Consider the following 20,506-nt stretch of genomic DNA (forward strand, 5'->3'; position numbering starts at 1 on the left):
CAAAAAAAAGTTGTTTAATTTTAAATCTTTCTTTACACTTTTTAAGCTTGGTTTATTAAATGAAACATTAATATACCCCCAGCAATCGCTACATTTAATGACTCTGCTTGGCCTTTCATTTCAATGTAAGTTGTTACATCTACTTGCGCCAACACTTCCTCTGAAACACCTTGTCCTTCATTTCCTAGCACCAATGCGAAGTTTTCTGGTGGTGTCACTGTGCGATAATCCTTGGCTTGTTTGTCTAACGCCGTCCCGATAATTACACCAGTCTCTTTAAAATCAGCCATCACGGTCATTAAATTTTGGCTGACTACCGACAAATGATACAAACTGCCTTGGGTACTCCGCAAAGTTTTAGGATTATATAAGTCTGCTGAGCCGTCACCTAAAACCACACCTGAAAAACCTGCCGCATCAGCTGTTCGAATCAAGGTCCCAACATTTCCAGGATCTTGAACATTATCTAAAAGCAGCCAGGCACCACGATAATCAATAGTCGTTTCTTCAGTTGTTTTTGCCACCGCAATAATCCCTTGAGGCGTTGGCTGACTAGCCAAACTTTTCAAGATGTCATCAGAAATCAACGTCATCTCAGGCAATTCAGCAGTAAACCATTTGTCCCATTCCTGCAAGCCCCGTTGACTGACAAAGACGGCTGAAAAAGTAATTCCAGCCTTGTGAGCTTCCTGCACCAAGTGAAAGCCTTCCAATAAATAGCTCTCGGTTTTGTCACGATATTTTTTTTGCTGTAACTTTTTTATTTCTTTAATTAATGGATTTTTTAATGATCCTATTTCTTTCACGAAATCACCTCTTGGACATTATAGCATGAGATTTGTCAGCACTAAAAAAACTCGTTATGATAGATACAACTAGATTTTATTAGGAGGAATTCATATGAAAATGCGCATGAATGTCACTGGTCGCGTCCAAGGAGTTGGCTTTCGTTATACAACGCATCAAATTGCCAACGAAATCGGTTTGACTGGCACCGTTAAAAACGAAGCAGATGGCAGTGTCTCCATCCAAGCTGTCGGTAGCCAGACACAAATAACCAATTTTATTGATCAACTGAAAAATCCCAAAAATCCCTTTTCCAATGTAGAGCATATTCAACAAACAATCGACGATACACTGCCTGATTTTAAAACCTTTGATGTGATTTATTAAGAATCTCCTAACCTTAACTAAATTTTCTGATACAATTGAAATAGCCAAAAATCTTTAGTATAGTTATCTTTGTCTGATATTATTTAGTGAAGGAAGAAGTAAATGAATAAATTAAAAAACTGGCTATTAGGGTCAGGTATGTTAGGTCTCGTTATCTTTTTATCCGGCTGTGTCCGCACAACAAGTGACGGTTCACCCGATACTTCAGGAATTGTCTATCGCTTTTTAGTGGTTCCGCTAGAAACATTTTTAGATTGGATGGTTAATAGTTTTGGCTGGGGTTACGGACTAGCCATTATCATTTTAACTGTTATTGTTCGATTGATTATTTTGCCATTAGGTGTTTACCAATCAAAAAAATCACTGGTCCAATCAGAAAAAATGCAAGCCATCAAGCCACAGCTTGATGCCGCTCAAGCAAGACTAAAAGAAGCAACAACACAAGAAGAACAAATGCAAGCACAACAAGATTTACAAGCTGTCTACAAAGAAAATAATATGAGTATGATGGGCGGTATGGGTTGTCTACCATTATTAGTCCAAATGCCAATCTTCTCAGCTTTATATTTCACAGCTCGCTTTTCTGAAGGTATCCAAAGTTCACCATTCTTGTCTCAACGAAGTTATTTATTAGTTGCGATTGTCGCAGGAGCTTACTTCTTACAAAGTTTCATTTCATTAATTGGCATTCCAGAAGAACAGAAAAAAACCATGAAATCAATGATGATTGCCTCACCTTTGATGATCACGGTGATGTCCTTCACGTCTCCAGCTGGTGTGGCTTTATACTGGGTGGTCGGTGGTATCTTTAGTTGTATTCAAACCTTTATTACTAACGTGATTATGCGCCCAAGAATCAAAGCGCAAATCCAAGAAGAATTACGCAAAAACCCACCAAAACAAGTAATTTCTAAAAAACCAATCAAAAAAGCTGAGCCAATTAAGTCCCAAAAAAATGTACCAACCAACAAGAAAAATAACAAATCTGGCCAAGGTAGAAACGCCGGAAAACAACAAAAAAGATAATTTAATTATTGTATTTAGCACCTTTCCTTAAATGGGAAGGTGTTTTTTTCTGAAAATGAATAGTTTTTAGATACTTTATTCTCGATTTTTTTGCAATTCAGCCAGCTTTCAAAGAGTATTTTTCATATTCTTTTTGATTTCCGGTACATTTTTCATAACATGTAGACTCATTTTCAGCAATTATTAAAAAAAGACAACCATTTCTGGCTGTCTCCTTCTATAATCGTATTTTTATTTATTCCAGTCTATTGTTGGAGCAGTAACTAATTTACTTTCTAACTCAGAAGCATCTTTTAATAATGGGGCAGATACTGTAACTGATTCACCTTTGCCATCTGTAATAGTATAAGTTTCATTTTCAATGAAATTATTTTTTATAAAATCTTCTGCTTTAACAATGTCTGCTGGGCTAATATCAGACAGAAAAGCTGCAAAATCAACACCATCACCATTCGTTACGAAATATCCATTATAAGCTGATTGTACATAGTTTTGAACGTAAGCCAATACAGTGGTTTCCTTACCATTGTCATTGACTTCTTTTTTCATTTCATCACTAATCGCGCTGCTATTGATTGTTAACGATTTACCATAAGCAAACATGGTATTGAGGTTTTTAATGAATTGCAATTGATTAAATGCTGTTTGTAAATCAGTATTAACTTTTTCTGCAGAATCATTAGTAACGGCACCAGTTTTTGATGCGTTAATTAAATTTTGAGCTGCTGTTAAGGCTGCACTATATTTATTCCATGACGATACGGTATAACTAGAAGCAACAAAACTGCTATTTGGTTGATTGCTCAAATCAGTTAGTTTAGAAATGGTTGTATTCACAGGTACTACAGCAGGATCCAACGGTTTTTCTGCCAATTGATCAATCGCTGTTTGTAAAGCAGTGACTTGTTCATTCACTTCTGCTTGAGTCGCATCACTTTTATTTAAAATAGTTTCGCTAGCATCAATTTTAGCTTGTAATGCAGCATAACTTGCTTCTGTATAGTCATCACCTTTAATTGCTTTCGCAGCGGTAATTTTAGCCGCTAATTCAGCTTTATCAACGACAGCTACTTTTTCCAAATTGTTAAAAGTATTTTGTAAATTTGTGGTAGCTGCATCTACTTCTACTTGTGTTGCTTTCTCCTCAGCTGATACTTTTTTTGCTGCCGCTAAAGCTGTTTGAAAATCTGCAAAACTAGCAGCAGTATAATTTGATGATTCCGTATTTTCAACTTTTTTAATTAAAGTATTTAATATATCCTTGTTCACCACAGTTTCTGATGAACTATTGGATGCCGCATAAAAAGCCACCTCTTCATTTACCCAGCCTAATCTATCCAAACCATTATGTTCAGATAATGAAGTGGTATAAAAGTGGGCGCCACTTGTAGCATTGGGATTGTAATCACGATAAACAGGAACCTTCTTAACTGTATCACTCAAAAATGCTTGTCCTTCTTGTGTCCAACCTTGTTTGCCTAACCAGTTATACTCGCTTTCACTTTTGGTATAAAAGTGATCACCCGCATTTGAATTATACAAGCGATAGACTACATCACCTTTAACAGGCACTTGCCATGCGTCATTTTCATTTGTCCAGCCTTGTTTTACCAAATTGTCTCTTTCACTAGCACTTTCTGTATAAAAATGTTCACCACTATTTGGATTATAAACACGATATAACGTAGTATTGCTATCATTTGAAGCTGCTAAAACTTGTTGACCGCCATAAGCGACGATACTTAGACCAAATAAAACGCCTAAACTAACCAAAATTGTTCTTTTCATCTGACTCACTCCTATCATTTCAAACGCTAGATAACATTTGTGATGTCAGAATACTCTTGCTTAAAACTTTAGTCAAAATATTAATTATTAGAAATACAAATTAAACAAAGGCTACACAACTTAAAAATAACAAATAAATTATTTTTATGCATAATAACTAAAGATAAAGTATCTAACATTAGAAACACTAGTAAGATTGAGCTAAATTTCATTCTAAATCATTCAAATTAACTACTTAATAATGAGTGGAAACTCTAGGGGATTTTGAGCTTTTAGCAACAAAAAAGCCAAACGATTTTCATCGTTTGACTTTAAAATCATGTTAGTGATTATTATTCAGCAACTTTTAATGGAGTTTTACCAACAAATCCATCAAATAATGCTTTTACTGCTGCACGATCTGTGTTATCTCTTAAAATTTGAGAACCAGGCACAGTGATTGATCCACCAGCAGGAGCTTCATATGTTCCAGCAAAAACTTGTTCCCAATTTGCAATAGTTGCTGCGTTATTGTCATTTGACAACGTAACATCGTAATCAGCTACATCTGTTGCATAAGCCGTAAAGTACGCTAATGCGTTAGCATTAACAAATACTTCATCAGTTGCTTCAGTACTTAAACCTGCAACATAAGCTTTAAGAGCTGTTACATCTTTAGTATAAACTAAAGCGTTGTACATATCAGTTAAATTATTTACAGACCAATTAACATCTGTTTGAGTAATTTCAACATTATTTACATCAGCACGTTCTGTAGCAGTAGCTAAAGCTGTTTCGAAATCAGCCCAAGCTTCATCAGTTGCAAAATCAGCTGCTTGAGGATTAATTTCATCAATACGAGCAACTAATTCTTGTAAGCCTGCTTTATCAAATTTTTTACCTTCTAAAGCAGTATATGCATCATTCAAATTAGTTGTTAATTCAGTGATTTCAGCAGAACCAATTACTTCATTCAAACCATTTTTAACAGCTGTTAAAGCATCTTGATATGCTGTCCATAATTCACCTGGGTAGTCAGTGCTTACTAATTCTTTTTCAGCTTCAGCTTCTAAAGCTTCACGTAAAGGTGCTTTAATACTTGTATCTGTGCTTGCTAATAATAAGTAAGCAGCATCAACCGTTGCCTGATCAGAATTAGTATCAGCTAAAACTGCTGCAGCATTTGCTAATGCAGTTTGGAATGCTGTCCATTTTGATGGTTCTCTGAAATCTAAATTAGTATAATCTTTTACTAAATCATAACGTTCTTGTAATGCTGTTTTATCAACATCAGTTGATGGATCTTCTGGATCAGTAGTAGGGTTCACACCGTAGAATGCGATTCCTTCGTTTGTCCAACCGTTGTCTTGTACTAACCAGTTTTGTTCATCTGAAGACTTAGTAAAGTTATGAGAACCTACTACAGCATTCGGATTGTAAGCACGGTAGATAGCTACTTCTTCAGTAGTTGAAGAGTAGAAAGATGTGCCTTCTTTTGTCCAACCTTGAGCTGCTAACCAGTTATACTCGTCAACGCTCTTAGTATAGTGGTGGTCACCTGCATTTGAGTTATAAACACGGTATACAGTATCACCTGAAGTTGGTGTATTCCAACCAATTCCTTCGTCTGTCCAACCAGCCGCAACTAGTCCGTCTTTTTCGCTAGCACTTTCAGTATAAAAATGTTCTCCTGAGTTTGGGTTATACACGCGGTATAATTCGTTAGATGCAGCTGATGCATCAGTTCCTCCGTATACTGCTAAACCTAAACCAATTACTGCTCCAAGACTAAGTAATACAGTCTTCTTCATAAAATTTCTCCTCCTAAAAAATAAAAAGTTGTTTCGTTACAAGAACAACGATACCATAGTTAAAAAAAAAAGCAAAGTAAATTATTCATTTTTTCTATATTTTTTTCGCATTTATCACAAACAATAGTTATCTATTTAACACTTTATTTTGAAAAAGTTTTCATTTTTTCTTTTATTGTAATAAAAAACGGTAAAAATAATTATTTCGCAATCTCTAAAATAAGAATTGAAATCCAGTAATTCCGTATTAATAGCAGGTATATTCTTCACCTCAAATATTGAATTAAATCACTCTAAAATTCCCTCTTTATCAAAATAACTATTGGTATTTTTTGAAAATATTTTCAAAACCTTTTCACCAAAAATAGTTCAAATGTTTTTCTTCCAAAAAATTTCACAAACAAAAAAATTTACTTTTTTAGTAAAAATAATTAATAACAATTGTTCTATTTTTTCGCACAAAAAAAGTCAAACGATTTTCATCGTTTGACTTTAAAAATTAAGTTAATAATTATTAAGCTTCAACTAATGGAGTTTTACCAGTTAAAGAAGAGAAATCAGGTTCAGTAACACCATCTTTTAATTTGCCAGTAATTAATGATTTAATAGAATTTACAGCACCATCAATATTACCTTGAGTAGTTGATGCACTACCATCTTTCACTGCTGCAAGAGTATTAGTATACTCTGTGTACTTAGCATTGAATTCTTTAGCATCTGCATCTGATTTAAATGATGAAGCTGAAACTCCTGAAGTAAGATTTAAAACTGAATCTAAATCTTTAATATAAACTAAACTGTTGTATGCATTTGTTAAATCAGTTACTGACCAGCTTACATCACCTTGTCCATTTTCAAGATCAACTTTATTAACATCTGCACGTTCTGTAGCAGTAGCTAATGCAGTTTGGAAAGTTTTCCAAGCGTCTTTTGTTCCATCAGCATAGTTTGCAGCAAAATCAGCTTCTTGAGGATCAATTTCATTAACACGAGCAACTAGTGCTTGTAAAGCTGTTTTGTCAAATTTAGCACTTTCTAAGTTAGCTACAGCAGTATTCACTTTTCCTGCCTCAGCTGTTACTTCAGTGTCCTCCATTTGTTTGGTTAAGGAAGTTTTAGCATCTGAAATTGATTTTTGATAATCAGCCCATGCTTTTGCTGGGAAATCAGTTTCTACAAAACCTTTTTCTGCAGCTGTTTGTAACGCTTTACGTAATTCAGTTTTAACACTTACTGATTCTGCATTAGATAATAAAGCTAAAGCAGCATCAATTGTACCTTGTTCAGCATTTGCATCTGCTAACACACTTTGAGCGTGAGTTAATGCTGATGAGAAAGTATCGAAAGCAGCTTGGTCAGCAAAATCATAGGCAGTATAATCTTGTACTAAGTTAACTAAACGATTTAATTCCACTTTTCCATTTTCTTCTAAACCAGCAATCGCTGTGTCTAAAGCTGCTACTTGTGCATCTACTTGTACTTGAGTCGCATTAGCATTATTGAAAACAGTTTCTGCTGCTGTAATTGCATCTTGTAATGCTTGATAGCTTTCGGCAGTGTAATCAGTGCCTTCGATTGCTTTTGCTTCAGTGATTTTAGCTTCTAAAGCTGTTTTATCAGTTTCTGCTGGAGCTACTGCTTCTAAAGCTGAAACCGCAACTTGTACTGCAGATACTTGTGCATTTACTTCTGCTTGAGTTGCATCTGCATTTTCTAAAACAGCTTGTGCTTCATTTAGAACAATTACTAATTGTGAGTAGCTTTCTGCTGTGTAATCAGCTTCGTTTAACGCTAACGCTGAAGTAATTGCTGCTCTTAAAGCATCTTTGTTCACTTCTACTGTATCAGCATTCACGCCATAAAATGCAACACCTTCATTAGTCCAACCTTGTTCATTAACTAACCAATTTTGTTCTGATGAAGATTTTGTAAAGTTATGAGATCCTACAACAGCATTTGGATTATAAGCACGGTGAATCGCTACTTCTTCATTAGTTGATGAGAAGAATGATCTTCCTTCTCTAGTCCAACCTTGACTAGCTAACCAGTTATACTCATCAACACTCTTAGTATAGTGGTGATCACCTGCATTAGAATTATAAATCCGGTAAACAGTATCACCAGAAGTTGGTGTATTCCAACCAAGTCCTTCATCAGTCCAACCTTGGCTTATCAATCCATCTCTTTCGCTGGCACTTTCAGTATAAAAATGCTCACCAGAATTTGGATTATAGACACGATACAATTCATTTGATGCTGCTGAAGCATCAGTACCTCCGTATACAGCTAATCCAAGTCCGATGACTGCACTCAAACTTAATAAAATCGTCTTTTTCATAAAATTCTCCTTCCAATTTGAAAAAAATATCCCTTACAAAATATAGAATAACATATAAAATAATTATTTCAATGCTATTTTCATTCTTTTTCGATTTTATTTTTTTATTATATATTTATGCAAACACTGTCATATAAGCTTTAATGTCGGATTTTTCGAAAAGTAACGGTAAGCTGAAAAAAATTATAAAACAACATTAAATAACAAATAAAACGTATTCTGCAGATGCAATTATTCGTCATAAAAAAAGAAATAAAGATTTTTTTTGCTAAAAATCACCAATATACAGATAGTAAATGACATCTTCAGAAAAAATTTCCCTACGATATTTACTTTTTCTGAGATCTCATTTCCCCCCAAATAAAGGTTTTTTTGGATTCTCTCCTTATTATGCGTTTATATATTTTATTTATGTTGTTTATATGCGTATCCAGTGTATAATATGTATTGTATAAAATGATTTAATGGAGGACCTTTATGAATTTATCAGAACGGCAAGAGAAAATTATTGCTATCGTAAAAAAGGAACAGCCTTTAAGTGGTGAGAAAATTGCTGAGCATTTAGGTATTTCTCATGCAACTCTACGGACAGACCTTTCTTTTCTTACTATGGCAGGAATTTTAGAAGCTAGCCCAAAAGTTGGCTACACGTATACGGGAGTCGGAATTGAACAGTTTTTATTTGATAAGATTTTTTCAGTAAAAGTTGGTGAGATTATGTTGTCTCCTTTATTAACACCACAAGATACTTCGATTCACGATGCCATCACCAATATGTTTATGTATGATGTCGGCTCAATTTATGTGACCGACGAAAATAAAAAATTAGTGGGTTTACTTTCCCGCAAGGATTTATTACGGGCGGCATTAAATAGCAATTTACAAAGCACACCCGTGGCAGTTGTTATGACTCGGGCGCCACACGTCAGAACTTGCACCAAGGATTTCACTATTTTGGAAGCTGGTGCTGTTTTATTAGACTATCAAGTCGATTCTTTACCAGTAGTAGATGAAACAGATTCGAAACAAATTGTCGGAAAAATTACGAAATCACGAATTTTTAACTATATCATGCAACAAGCACGACAAACTGAAACCAACCGATAGGAGAGTAAACCATGAAAAAGAGCGTACCATTGTATATGATTTCAGATTCAGTAGGAGAAACATCTTTAAAACTAGTAAATGCCGTCATCGCCCAATTTCCTTCTGTCGATTTTGACACGACGTATCGTTTTCCTTTTACAAAAGACGAAGAAGAGTTACAGGGAATTTTACGAGATGCCTTAAAAGATGGCGCTATCGTCGTGACGACTTTAGTTAGCGATAATTTAACCAACATTGTGACTGCATTCGCTAAAAAAACCGGCCTACAACATATTGACTTCATGACACCTTTTATGGAAATTATTCATCAAAAAACCGGCGTCTCACCTTTACAAGAAGCTGGCGTTGTTCATAAATTAAATCAAGAATACTTTGATCGCGTAGCAGCGATTGAATTTGCTGTGAAATATGACGATGGAAAAGATGCCAAAGGATTCTTAGATGCTGACATCGTTTTATTAGGGATCTCCCGTACCTCTAAAACACCTCTAAGTATGTATTTGGCAAATCATCGCTTAAAAGTAGCCAACTTACCACTGATTCCGGAAGTTCCAATTCCTGAACAAATTCGCCAAGTACCGAAAGAAAAAATTATTGGCTTAATCATTGATCCTGAAGTACAACAAAAAATACGAACGAGTCGTTTACATTCTTTAGGATTGGCTGAAAATTCTCGTTATGCAGATTTAGGCCGGATCAAAGAAGAAGTTGACTATGCATTTTCAATTTATGACGAATTAGGTGCTTATGTATTGGACGTAACCACTAAATCAATCGAAGAAGCAGCGACTTTAATTAATGAACACATGGATAATTACATGGAATAATTTACTATATAGTAGAAGAACTTGATGACTAGACTGACGAATATGACGGAAATAATCTTTATTTAGGAGGAAGGAAATGCTATCCACTCGTGAAAAGTATTATCAGATGTTAGAAAAAGAGTTCCATTCAAAAGAAGATGTTGTGACTGAATTAATTAATTTAGAAGCCATTATGAATTTACCTAAAGGAACGGAACTTTATATTAGTGACATCCATGGAGAATTTGGCGCTTTTGACCATATCTTACGGACTGGTGCTGGTAATATTAAAGAAAAGATCAGTGATTTATTTCAAGATCGCTTAACTGAACGGGAAAAAGATCAATTGACTATTTTAGTTGCCTATCCTGTTGAATCTTTAGCTAGTGACTCGCTTTTCTCCCATAAAGATATTTCTTGGTATCGCACGAAAATTCGCCAATTGCTAGAACTTTTAACTTTTTCTTCTACTAAATACACCCGTTCAAAGGTGCGAAAAGCTTTACCAAAACAATTTGCTTATATTATTGAAGAGTTAATGTATACAAATACTGCCTATGTTGACAAAGCAGCTTACTATGACGAAATTCTGTCACATCTTTTAGAATTGGAACAAGGTGACGCTTTTATTTCAGCTTTATGTCAAAGTATTCAACGCTTAGTGGTGGATCATTTACATGTGGTTGGCGATATTTATGATCGTGGACCGGAAGCTGATAAAATTATGGACAAACTTTGCCAGCATCCTTCGATTGATGTGCAATGGGGTAACCATGATATTTTATGGATGGGGGCTTATGCTGGCTCTCGCGCTTGTTTGATGACTTTATTACGGATTGCTGCTCGTTATAATTATTTGTATGAAATCGAAAAAGCTTATGCCCTGAATTTACGTCCATTATTTATGTATGCTGAAGAACATTATCAAAAAAATCCTGTTTTTACACCGAAAGAAAAATGTAGCAATGCAAATTATTCGATTGAAAGCCTGGACACACTGGAAAAAGTGCACCAAGCTTTAGCTATCTTACAATTTAAATTAGAAGGTCAGTTGATTAAACGTCATCCAGAATTTGATATGACGGATCGTTTATTATTTGACCAAATTAATTTTGATCAAGACACAATTACTTTGAAAAATAAAACCTATCCGCTACAAGGTAGCTGTTTTCAGACGCTACAAAAGGATTTGTACGCCCTTACGGAGCAAGAAGAATATGTGGTGGATATGTTAATGGCTTCTTTCCAGCAATCTACTAAGATGCAAGAGCACATGAATCTTTTATTGGAAAAGGGCTCGATGTATTTAGTTTATAACCAACATTTATTATTCCATGGGTGTTTACCATTGACTGATAAAGGTGATTTCCTGCCACTTAAAGTCAATGGGATCAATTATCGGGGAAAAGATTTACTACGCTTTTTTGAAGATCAATTGCGGCAAGGCTGTGACTTGCAGACATCAGATAATCCTCATGCTGATTGGTCTTGGTATTGTTGGACAGGAAATATTTCTCCGCAATTTGGTAAGAGTGCCATGACGACTTTTGAGCGCTACTTTATTGCTGACAAGAAGACTCATGTGGAAATTAAAAATAGCTACTATAAATTCCGCGATACAAAGAAAACTTGTGAAATGATTTTACAGGAATTTGGTTTGTATTCACCTCATTCAAGAATTATCAATGGGCATACGCCAGTTAAAGTTAAAGGCGGCGAATCTCCCATTAAAGGTGAAGGCATGTTGTTTGTGATTGATGGCGGTTTATCAAAAGCCTATCAAAAAACAACTGGGATTGCTGGCTATTCCTTATTAAATAACTCTTATGGTTTTCAAATTGTGACCCATGATCCTTTTTATTCAATTGAAGACTTAATTGAAACACAAACTGATGATACTTCATTGAAACGGGTAATCGATCATGATATTTCCCGCACCATGATCCGTGACACCACGATTGGTGAAAGTATTGAGGAGCAAATTGAAACCTTAAAGGGCTTTTTACATTATCAAATGAACTAAACAAGCAAAAAAATTCCTGCTTCGACTTTATGAAGCAGGTTTTTTTGTGTATAGTATTTTTGAGGTGTATAACATGTTGTCTGCATATATAAATATTTTAATGATTTTTGCTTTAATGTTCTTAGGTTATTTCTTAACCTACAAACAATGGTTCTCTAATCAAATTGGTGATGTTTTTTCAAAATTGGTTTTAACGATTGCGTTGCCTACCAATATGTTTTTGACGATTACCCGTAATTTTACCCACGATCAATTTTTAGCTTTGATCCATGGCGCAATTATTCCTTTGATCTCGATGCTGATCACCTTTTTCATCAGTTGGATTTACATCAAGCTTTTTAAAATTACTCCTAGTCGACAAGGATCTTTTGCTACAATGTTTACTTGTTCCAACACAATTTTTATTGGCTTGCCGATTAACTTAGCGATCTTTGGAGAAAAAGCGGTACCGAATGTTTTAATTTATTATATTGTGAATACAACCATCTTTTGGACGATTGGCATTTATTGTATCGCCCGCGATAATCCCAACATCCAGCAGGCTAAAGTCAATTTTCATTTGCTGCCGGTATTAAAAAAGATTTTTTCTCCTGCGCTATTAGGCTTTGGGATCGGTTTGGTTTGGGTATTATTAAGCTGGCAAATACCTGCTTCAGCTGAAATTTTCTTGACTTATTTAGGGAATTTAACTACGCCTTTATCGATGTTTATCATTGGCATCATCGTTTATAATGTTGGTATTAAGAATTTAACCATTAATAAAGATATTATCGGCGTCTTGATCGGTCGCTTTATTCTTTCTCCTTTGATTGTTTGGGGACTGGGTCAGTTTATTGAAGTATCTACTTTAATGCTACAAGTTTTTATCGTACAATCGGCGATGCCAGTACAAAATTCGGTACCGATCCTGACTCGTTCTTATGGTGGCGATCAAGAATATGCTGCTTCGGCACTGGGTTATTCAGTGTTACTTTATCTTGCTTATATTCCACTATTATTGAAATTACTTTTATAAAAGATAAAGGTCCGGCAAAACTTAATTTGCCGGACCTTTCGTTTATTTATTTTTGGCTTTTTTTGCAATGATGCGAATCACCGCCATTGAAACTATTGCAGCGGCAGTCATACCATAACCCATGCCATTAACAAAATCAGCTAAATGGCTATTGTAATTACTACCGATTAAATAGTTTCCAATAATTAAGATGACCCCTAAAATACCAAATAATAAAAATTTCATCTGCGCCTTATTGCTACGTTTTTCTGTTTTAATACTGTTCATCACTTGAACGTCCCCCTTGATTAATTCATCTAAGGACAAGTCATAAACTTCGCTTAAAGTAACAAGGCTATAAATATCTGGCAGACTCTTTCCGGTTTCCCAGTTAGAAATAGTTTGACGGGAAACCTTTAATTTTTCAGCAATTGCTTCTTGGGTCAAGCCAATATTTTTTCGATGCTGCTTTAGTTTTTCATGAAGTTCCATGTCTTGCTCCTTACATATACTTTAATCAAGATTTTCAAACTATTCAGCCAAAAGTCTTGTACATCAAGCTTTGTCAAAGTTTTTTGACAGCTTAATAAGAATCTTTTTCAACTAAACAAGGGATTGTCAAAGCAGTTTGACAGTCAATTTTATTTAGTAATGATTTTTTCGATACTAGCTAGTGCTTTTGCCATATCAGCGATTTTGCTTAATTGTAACAAACGATTATTGCGGACTTTTTCATCTTCTACCATTACCATAGTGTCATTGAAATAACGTTCGATTACTGGTCGTAAACCAATCAAGGTCTGATAATTCTCAGCCATATTTTGGTTGCCAAATTCATCTTCCACTTCTTTGATCGCTGCGTACAACTCACGTTCACTATCATTTTCAAAGAGACTTGGATCAATTTTTCCTGTTAAAGGCTGATTAGTTTTCTTCGTTAAATTAATGACACGGGTCAAAGCTTCCATCGCTTCTTTAAAGAATTCATCTTTTGTGTGTTGACTAAAAATTTGGGCAATATCAAAAATTCGAGTGAAATCATCTTGATTTGAGTCTACTACGGCATCGATGACATCATGACGAATATTTTCCAATTGAAGACGCTGACGTAAACGACCTTTAAAGAAGTCGATCAATTCTTTTTGATCTTTGTTAAAATGAATACCGAATAAACCTTCATCTGCATTAATCGCATCCACCACAGCGCCTTGTAGTCGACCAAATGGAAAGGCCCAACTTTTATCTTCAATGATACGAACAATTCCGTAAGTTTGACGACGTAATGCGTAAGGATCGTTCGAACCGCTTGGAATCATCCCTACTGCAAAGAAGCTTAAAACTGAATCTAACTTATCAGCAATCGCTAAAACTGCACCAATATTTGATTCTGGTAAAGCCCCCTCAGCAGAAATTGGTAAATAATGTTCTCGAATAGCTTGTGCCACAGCAGGATTTTCACCTTGTAACAAAGCATATTTTTCTCCCATGATACCTTGCAATTCGGGAAATTCACCTACCATATTCGTCACTAAATCAAATTTGTAGATTCCAGATGCCCGTTTTAAGTCAGTTAATTCTGTTTCAGATAAGCCAACTTGTTTGCCAATAATTTGTGCAATTACAGTCACCCGTTGCATTTTTTCATAAATACTACCGATTTTTTCGTGGAAGGTCACATTTTTTAATTTTTCCACCAATTGATCAATTGTTAATTTCTTATCTTCTTGATAGAAAAACTCACCATCTTCTAAACGAGCAGTTAAGACTTTTTGATTACCTTTTATGACATTGTCTAATTTCACATTGTTACCGTTACGAACTGAAATAAAATGTGGTAATAGTTGACCGGCTTCATTACGAACTTCAAAATAGCGTTGGTGTTCCTTCATAGAAGTTACCAGCACTTCTTCGGGAATTGATAAGAAACGTTCTTCAAAATCTCCCACAAAAGCCGTTGGATACTCCACCAAATTGGTGACTTCTTCTAATAAACCAGCATCTAAATCCAATGTCCATTTATTTTCTGCAGCTAATTCTTCGATTTGTGCCACAATCACTGCTTGGCGTTTTTGTCCGTCAGCAATTACAAATTGTTCTGCTAATTTTTCTTCATATTCATTAGCATTAGCCAATTCCACGCTGTCACCTAAGAAACGATGGCCTTCAGTGGTGCGTCCAGATGTTACATCAAGTAACTCCATCTCAATCACTTCATCATTTAATAAAGCGACAATCCAGTGAATAGGACGAATATATTCAAATTCAGTAGTTCCCCAATGCATCATCGTTGGGAAAGTCAAACTTTTAATAACTTCGACCAAATCAGCCAAGACTTCTTTACTTTCTTTACCGTGAATATATTTGGTCACGTAAACATATTCTACCCCTTTGATTTCTCTAAAAGTAATCGCATCAGTCGTCAGACCTTGTCCGCGGACAAAACCTTCTGCTGCTTTACTCCAATTACCATCGGCATCTTGTGCAATTTTTTTAGCGGGACCTTTCACTTCTTCTTGTACATCTTCTTGCCGGTCAGGAATGTTCGTGACTCTGACAGCCAAACGACGAGGTGTCGAAAAAGTTTCAATCGTGTCATAAGTTAGACTGTGCTCTTCTAAAAATTTTGCCACTTTGGTTTGAAATTGCTTAATAGCAGGCCAAACAACGTGGGCCGGCATTTCTTCTAATCCAATTTCTAATAGTAAGTTTTTCGCCATTTTATTTGACCTCCTGATGATTTAATAATGGGAATCCTAGTTTTTCTCGTTCTGCAACGAAGATTTTAGCGACTGACTTCGCCATATTTCTGATACGCGCCAAGTAACCAGCTCGTTCAGTTACAGAAACAGCGCCACGTGCATCTAATAAGTTAAAAGTGTGGCTACATTTTAAAATATAATCATAAGCTGGATGAACCAAATCTTCATCGATACAACGTTTTGCTTCTTTTTCAAATTTATCAAAGTTTTCCAACAACATTTCTTGATTGCTTTCTTCAAAAGAATATTTTGAATGTTCATATTCAGGTTGTTTGAAGATTTCACCGTATTTCACATCATTTGACCAAATCAAATCATAAACACTTTCAACTTCTTGGATATATGAAGCCAAGCGTTCAATACCGTAAGTAATTTCTGAAGTTACTGGATGACAAGGTAGTCCACCAACTTGTTGGAAATAAGTAAATTGGGTAATTTCCATACCATCTAACCAAACTTCCCAACCAACACCGGCACAACCCATTGAAGGATTTTCCCAGTTGTCTTCAACAAAACGAATATCATGCTCTAAAGGATCAATCCCAAGTAAACGCAGGCTATCCAAATAAAGTTCTTGAATATTTTTTGGTGAAGGCTTCATCACCACTTGAAATTGATGATGTTGGTATAAACGATTGGGATTTTCACCGTAACGTCCATCTGCTGGACGACGAGATGGTTCTACGTAGGCGGCATTCCAAGGTTCTGGTCCAATTGCTCGTAAAAAAGTATAGGGACTCATGGTTCCCGCACCTTTTTCAGTGTCGTAAGCTTGCATCAATAGACAGCCATTGTCTGACCAAAATTTTTGCAAGGTTAAAATCATTTCTTGTACTGTTAATTTACTCATGTTTTTCCTCCTTCTAAAACAACAAAAAGTCCCTATGTCTCGACGACATAGGGACGTATCAACGCGGTTCCACCCTACTTCCAAGAAAAATCTTGGCAGCTTTTAAAGTTGTGCTCACAAATGCCTGCGACAAAAAGTTTTCTTATCTGGCTTCCACTTTTCCAGACTCGCTTAAAAGATTAAACTCTATTCTTTTTTTGCTCAACGCACGATTTAATTGTATTTATCATAGCGGTTTGGCTATTTTTTGTCAATCGCTAAAACGCAATCGGTTGGAAAATACCGTCTTTTAATTGATAGCTTTCTTTAAAGCCGATATCAGCTAAAATCTGCTTTGTTTCTGGAAAGAAACAAGTTAACGTATCAGTCGCATGAGAATCACTCGTAATGATAATTGGCACTTTGCGATCTAGCAAAATTTTCATTAGAAAATCTTGCGGATAAGGCCCACTACGCCAGTTACGAGAAATCGCACCAGTATTAATCTCTACCAAGCCATCATAGGTTTGAATCACATCAATCACTTGATTTAAAGCAGTACTGGCAATTTTTTGATACTGCTCAGAAGTTGCATCAAACCATGGATTCTTTTCGTTGAATTTAGTGATTAAATCAAAATGTCCCACAATTTTATTTTGATTTTTGCTAATGTGTTTTACTACATTGTTATAAAAATCTTGAATCATTTTGTAAGCATCACCCTGATAAAAAGTTTGCAAAGTTTCAGCCAAGCTTTCTGGTGATTCATCAACACTACGAAAAATACCATCTTGCGGTGGAAAATAATGAACTGAACCGATCGTATAATCATAATTTTGCAAAATCGCTGGACTATAATAATCTTGTTCAATCCCTGTGCTTAATCGAATCTGACCCGCAAATTTATCCTGGACTTCAGCGATGGCTTTTTGATAACCGAACTCATCTTCAACTCCTAGACAACTTGGATCAAAGGGAGCATTCGAGTGAGAAGTAAAACCTAAATCAGTAAAACCTAAGTCAATCGCTGCTTGGGTCATTTCAGTGAGGGTATTTTTTCCATCACACCAAGTACTGTGAGTATGGGCATTCGAAATAAACATCCGGCACCATCCTTTTTTTATTTCATGGTTTCTTGTTTGTTTTTTTTGTCAACAACATGACGATTCGCCAGTTCATCTTTGACTTGGTTTAATTCTATCCCAGTTTCCGCCAACAAAACAAGTAGATGATAAATTAAATCGGCACTTTCATAAATAGTTTCTTCAGTATCAGCTTTCATGGCACCAATCACCACTTCAGTTGACTCTTCACCGATTTTTTTGAGAATTTTTTCAATTCCTTTATCAAATAAATAAGTTGTGTAACTACCTTCTTTAGGATTTTCTTTGCGATCTTTTAATAAAGCAAATAAATCAGCTAATTGGTCACCGGATTTTTCTCCATATAAACTTTCATTGAAGCAACTTTCTGCACCAGTATGACAAGCCGGACCATCTTTTTTTACCTGTGCCACTAAAGCATCTTGATCACAGTCTAAAGTCAAAGAAACCAAATGTTGATAGTTACCGCTAGTTTCTCCTTTACGCCATAGTTCTTTTCTGGAACGAGAGTAATAAGTCATCAACTTGTCTTTTAGCGTTAACTGATAGCTTTTTTGATTCATATAAGCCAAAGTCAACACTTCATGGGTATAATAATCCTGTACAATCACGGGAATCAAACCGTGGTGATTAAATTTTAACTCTGCCATATTTGTCTCTCCTTAAATAATTCGTACGGGAATTTGTTTTTCAGCTAATTGTTCCTTCAAATCAGGAATCTTTACTTCACCAAAATGGAAAATCGAAGCTGCCAAGCCGGCTTCAATCTTGTCTAACTGAAACAATTCCACAAAATCTTCAGCATTGCCAGCACCACCAGAAGCTACAATTGGTAGACTAGAAATTTCACTAATCGCTTTTAGTAATGGCAAATCAAAACCACTCTTCGCACCATCAGTGTCAATACTATTGACTACTAGTTCACCGGCGCCTAAAGCTTCTCCCTTTTTAATCCATTCCAACGCATCCATTCCAGTGTCTTCACGACCACCTTTTGCAAAGACATGCCAGCTGTCGCCAACTCTCTTAATATCAATCGACAAAACGACACATTGGCTACCATAACGCTGAGCGCCTTCTTGTATTAATTCCGGTCGTTTAATCGCGCCAGAATTAACCGAAACTTTATCTGCACCGGAATTTAATACCCGTTCAAAATCAGCTAACGTATTAATCCCACCGCCAACAGTCAACGGAATAAAAACTTCCGAGGCAACGCCCTGTAAAATATCGGTAAATAATTCCCGTTCTTCAAATGACGCCGTAATATCATAAAAAACCAACTCATCTGCGCCTTGTTGATTGTAAAACTTTGCCAAAGTAACTGGATCATTCACATCTTTTAAGCCAGCAAAATTGACGCCTTTGACTACTCGACCGTCCCGCACATCTAAGCAAGGAATAATTCTTTTAGCAATCATTTTACGTCCTCCTTTGCAGCGTTTAACACATCGACTAAATCCAAAGTGCCACTATATAATGCTTTACCGACGATACAGCTGCTGACACCGATCTCTTTTAGCGCGGTAATATCAGCTAAGCTTGCTACACCACCAGATGCCACAATTTCACAATTTAATTGATTTAGTTTTTGATATAAAGGAATGTTCAAGCCTTCTCCGGTACCATCGCGGGAAATTTCCGTAAAGATAATTGTTTTCGTTCCCCAACTGACGACTTCTTCACAAAAAGCAAAAGCTTCTGCATCCGTTTTTTCCAGCCAACCTTCGACTGCAACTTGGCCGTCTTTGGCATCAACACCGATTGCAATTTTTTCTTGATACTTTTCCACCATTGCTTTGGCAAAATCAGGTTGTTTCTGAGCAATCGTACCTAAAATCACGCGATCCACGCCGGCTGCTAGACAATTTTTAATGGTTTCTTCATCCCGAATACCGCCGCCAACTTCAACAAATAAATTGGTTTGTTCAGCAATTTGTTGAGCAATGTCAAAGTAATGGAGATTTCCGGCCTTGGCACCATCTAAATCCACTAAATGTAAATACTCTGCGCCCTTTGCTTCAAACCCTTTGGCAAAAGCTACCGGATCATCGCCGAAAATTTCCTGTTGCTGGTAATCCCCTTGATATAAACGGACCACTTTTTTATCTAATAAATCAATCGCTGGGAAAATTTTCATGCTGACACCTCCGCAAAAGCTTTTAAAATATTTAGACCGACATCACCACTTTTTTCAGGATGAAATTGTGTGCCGTAAACATTATCCTTTTGAACCATTCCAGGAATCTCGATCCCATATTCGCTAGAAGCGACTAAAGAAGCTTGGCAATCTGCTGCATGAAAGCTGTGGACATAATAGACATGTTGACCTGGTTGAAAGTCTTTTAACAATGCAGATTCTTTTTGAATATCTAGTTGATTCCAACCAATATGCGGCACCTTCAAATCAATTTTCTCTTTGTTAAAAGCTTCTCGCATAGAAACAATTTTACCGGGAATCAACCCCAATCCTTGATGCTCACCAAATTCTTCGCTGGTTTCAAATAATAATTGCATGCCAAGACAAATTCCTAATAAGGGTTTGCCACTGGCAGCAAAATCTAAGATCGGTTGAACTAAATTTAATTCATCCAATTTATTTTTTGCATCGCCAAAAGCACCTACGCCTGGCAAAATCATCCGGTCTGCTTTTGCGAACTCAGCCACATCTCGTGTGATTTTATTTTCAATTCCTAAAAATTCTAACGAACGAGACAAACTAAATAAATTACCTACGCCATAATCAACAATTGCTAACATTTAGTGCCTC

The 20,506-nt window shown here is 35.9% G+C and carries 18 protein-coding genes; 6 read left to right on the forward strand and 12 right to left on the reverse strand.

Going from position 1 to position 20,506, the window contains the following annotated elements; translation table 11 throughout:
• Positions 1-41: 41 nt before the first annotated feature.
• A complete protein-coding gene (locus ID741_RS01315) occupies positions 42-806 on the reverse strand; it encodes a TrmH family RNA methyltransferase (protein WP_438718824.1) in 765 nt (254 codons plus the stop codon).
• A gap of 94 nt (positions 807-900) precedes the next feature.
• On the opposite strand from ID741_RS01315, the gene ID741_RS01320 reads away from it, so the two are divergent.
• Both ID741_RS01320 and yidC read left to right on the forward strand, forming a co-directional pair.
• Positions 901-1,173: an acylphosphatase gene (locus ID741_RS01320; protein ID WP_438718825.1), complete on the forward strand. Its 273-nt coding sequence runs from the start codon at positions 901-903 to the stop codon at positions 1,171-1,173.
• Between the two features lie 102 nt (positions 1,174-1,275).
• Positions 1,276-2,199 carry a membrane protein insertase YidC gene (gene yidC, locus ID741_RS01325; protein WP_438718826.1) on the forward strand — a complete coding sequence of 308 codons (924 nt, stop codon included), beginning with the start codon at positions 1,276-1,278 and terminating at the stop codon, positions 2,197-2,199.
• Positions 2,200-2,430: 231 nt separating this feature from the next.
• Here the strand turns inward: yidC and ID741_RS01330 are convergent, their stop codons facing one another.
• The 3 genes from ID741_RS01330 to ID741_RS01340 form a co-directional block, all read right to left on the reverse strand.
• Positions 2,431-3,987 (reverse strand): hypothetical protein, encoded by a 1,557-nt coding sequence (locus ID741_RS01330; RefSeq protein WP_438718828.1) that lies wholly within the window; start codon positions 3,985-3,987, stop codon positions 2,431-2,433.
• A gap of 332 nt (positions 3,988-4,319) precedes the next feature.
• On the reverse strand, positions 4,320-5,777 hold the full coding sequence (locus tag ID741_RS01335) for a hypothetical protein (RefSeq protein WP_438718829.1): 1,458 nt from the start codon (positions 5,775-5,777) through the stop codon (positions 4,320-4,322).
• Between the two features lie 514 nt (positions 5,778-6,291).
• A complete protein-coding gene (locus ID741_RS01340) occupies positions 6,292-8,115 on the reverse strand; it encodes a hypothetical protein (RefSeq protein ID WP_438718830.1) in 1,824 nt (607 codons plus the stop codon).
• 477 nt (positions 8,116-8,592) lie between these two features.
• Between ID741_RS01340 and ID741_RS01345 the strand changes: the two genes are divergently transcribed.
• From ID741_RS01345 to ID741_RS01360, 4 genes are all read left to right on the forward strand, one after another.
• On the forward strand, positions 8,593-9,222 hold the full coding sequence (locus tag ID741_RS01345; protein ID WP_218324267.1) for a helix-turn-helix transcriptional regulator: 630 nt from the start codon (positions 8,593-8,595) through the stop codon (positions 9,220-9,222).
• 11 nt (positions 9,223-9,233) lie between these two features.
• Complete coding sequence (locus tag ID741_RS01350; protein ID WP_218324266.1) at positions 9,234-10,049, forward strand: pyruvate, water dikinase regulatory protein; 816 nt, start codon at positions 9,234-9,236, stop codon at positions 10,047-10,049.
• 76 nt (positions 10,050-10,125) lie between these two features.
• Positions 10,126-12,051 (forward strand): fructose-1,6-bisphosphatase, encoded by a 1,926-nt coding sequence (locus tag ID741_RS01355; protein WP_438718831.1) that lies wholly within the window; start codon positions 10,126-10,128, stop codon positions 12,049-12,051.
• 73 nt (positions 12,052-12,124) lie between these two features.
• On the forward strand, positions 12,125-13,066 hold the full coding sequence (locus ID741_RS01360) for an AEC family transporter (RefSeq protein WP_438720432.1): 942 nt from the start codon (positions 12,125-12,127) through the stop codon (positions 13,064-13,066).
• 42 nt (positions 13,067-13,108) lie between these two features.
• Here the strand turns inward: ID741_RS01360 and ID741_RS01365 are convergent, their stop codons facing one another.
• From ID741_RS01365 to hisH, 8 genes are all read right to left on the reverse strand, one after another.
• A complete protein-coding gene (locus ID741_RS01365; protein WP_218324263.1) occupies positions 13,109-13,537 on the reverse strand; it encodes a helix-turn-helix domain-containing protein in 429 nt (142 codons plus the stop codon).
• Between the two features lie 149 nt (positions 13,538-13,686).
• Positions 13,687-15,762: a glycine--tRNA ligase subunit beta gene (gene glyS, locus ID741_RS01370; RefSeq protein WP_438718832.1), complete on the reverse strand. Its 2,076-nt coding sequence runs from the start codon at positions 15,760-15,762 to the stop codon at positions 13,687-13,689.
• A 1-nt stretch (position 15,763) separates the two neighbouring features.
• Positions 15,764-16,654 carry a glycine--tRNA ligase subunit alpha gene (gene glyQ, locus ID741_RS01375; protein WP_218324261.1) on the reverse strand — a complete coding sequence of 297 codons (891 nt, stop codon included), beginning with the start codon at positions 16,652-16,654 and terminating at the stop codon, positions 15,764-15,766.
• A gap of 257 nt (positions 16,655-16,911) precedes the next feature.
• Complete coding sequence (locus ID741_RS01380; protein WP_438718833.1) at positions 16,912-17,736, reverse strand: histidinol-phosphatase HisJ family protein; 825 nt, start codon at positions 17,734-17,736, stop codon at positions 16,912-16,914.
• A 17-nt stretch (positions 17,737-17,753) separates the two neighbouring features.
• On the reverse strand, positions 17,754-18,386 hold the full coding sequence (gene hisIE / locus ID741_RS01385) for a bifunctional phosphoribosyl-AMP cyclohydrolase/phosphoribosyl-ATP diphosphatase HisIE (RefSeq protein WP_438718834.1): 633 nt from the start codon (positions 18,384-18,386) through the stop codon (positions 17,754-17,756).
• 12 nt (positions 18,387-18,398) lie between these two features.
• Positions 18,399-19,157 (reverse strand): imidazole glycerol phosphate synthase subunit HisF, encoded by a 759-nt coding sequence (gene hisF, locus ID741_RS01390; RefSeq protein WP_438718835.1) that lies wholly within the window; start codon positions 19,155-19,157, stop codon positions 18,399-18,401.
• Complete coding sequence (gene hisA, locus ID741_RS01395) at positions 19,154-19,876, reverse strand: 1-(5-phosphoribosyl)-5-[(5-phosphoribosylamino)methylideneamino]imidazole-4-carboxamide isomerase (protein WP_438718836.1); 723 nt, start codon at positions 19,874-19,876, stop codon at positions 19,154-19,156. Before hisA ends, hisF begins: the two co-directional genes overlap by 4 nt.
• Complete coding sequence (gene hisH, locus ID741_RS01400) at positions 19,873-20,496, reverse strand: imidazole glycerol phosphate synthase subunit HisH (protein WP_438718837.1); 624 nt, start codon at positions 20,494-20,496, stop codon at positions 19,873-19,875. Before hisH ends, hisA begins: the two co-directional genes overlap by 4 nt.
• Between the last annotated feature and the right edge of the window lie 10 nt (positions 20,497-20,506).

Origin of the sequence: Enterococcus sp. AZ103 (assembly GCF_051714685.1) — a bacterium.
Classification (GTDB): Bacteria; Bacillota; Bacilli; order Lactobacillales; family Enterococcaceae; genus Enterococcus_A; species Enterococcus_A alishanensis.

Coding starts and splice junctions, on each gene's coding strand:
- ID741_RS01320 (WP_438718825.1), top strand. CDS start 901: ATGAAAATGCGCATGAATGTCACTGGTCGCGTCCAAGGAGTTGGCTTT.
- yidC (WP_438718826.1), top strand. CDS start 1,276: ATGAATAAATTAAAAAACTGGCTATTAGGGTCAGGTATGTTAGGTCTC.
- ID741_RS01330 (WP_438718828.1), bottom strand. CDS start 3,987: ATGAAAAGAACAATTTTGGTTAGTTTAGGCGTTTTATTTGGTCTAAGT.
- ID741_RS01335 (WP_438718829.1), bottom strand. CDS start 5,777: ATGAAGAAGACTGTATTACTTAGTCTTGGAGCAGTAATTGGTTTAGGT.
- ID741_RS01340 (WP_438718830.1), bottom strand. CDS start 8,115: ATGAAAAAGACGATTTTATTAAGTTTGAGTGCAGTCATCGGACTTGGA.
- ID741_RS01345 (WP_218324267.1), top strand. CDS start 8,593: ATGAATTTATCAGAACGGCAAGAGAAAATTATTGCTATCGTAAAAAAG.
- ID741_RS01350 (WP_218324266.1), top strand. CDS start 9,234: ATGAAAAAGAGCGTACCATTGTATATGATTTCAGATTCAGTAGGAGAA.
- ID741_RS01355 (WP_438718831.1), top strand. CDS start 10,126: ATGCTATCCACTCGTGAAAAGTATTATCAGATGTTAGAAAAAGAGTTC.
- ID741_RS01360 (WP_438720432.1), top strand. CDS start 12,125: ATGTTGTCTGCATATATAAATATTTTAATGATTTTTGCTTTAATGTTC.
- ID741_RS01365 (WP_218324263.1), bottom strand. CDS start 13,537: ATGGAACTTCATGAAAAACTAAAGCAGCATCGAAAAAATATTGGCTTG.
- glyS (WP_438718832.1), bottom strand. CDS start 15,762: ATGGCGAAAAACTTACTATTAGAAATTGGATTAGAAGAAATGCCGGCC.
- glyQ (WP_218324261.1), bottom strand. CDS start 16,654: ATGAGTAAATTAACAGTACAAGAAATGATTTTAACCTTGCAAAAATTT.
- ID741_RS01380 (WP_438718833.1), bottom strand. CDS start 17,736: ATGTTTATTTCGAATGCCCATACTCACAGTACTTGGTGTGATGGAAAA.
- hisIE (WP_438718834.1), bottom strand. CDS start 18,386: ATGGCAGAGTTAAAATTTAATCACCACGGTTTGATTCCCGTGATTGTA.
- hisF (WP_438718835.1), bottom strand. CDS start 19,157: ATGATTGCTAAAAGAATTATTCCTTGCTTAGATGTGCGGGACGGTCGA.
- hisA (WP_438718836.1), bottom strand. CDS start 19,876: ATGAAAATTTTCCCAGCGATTGATTTATTAGATAAAAAAGTGGTCCGT.
- hisH (WP_438718837.1), bottom strand. CDS start 20,496: ATGTTAGCAATTGTTGATTATGGCGTAGGTAATTTATTTAGTTTGTCT.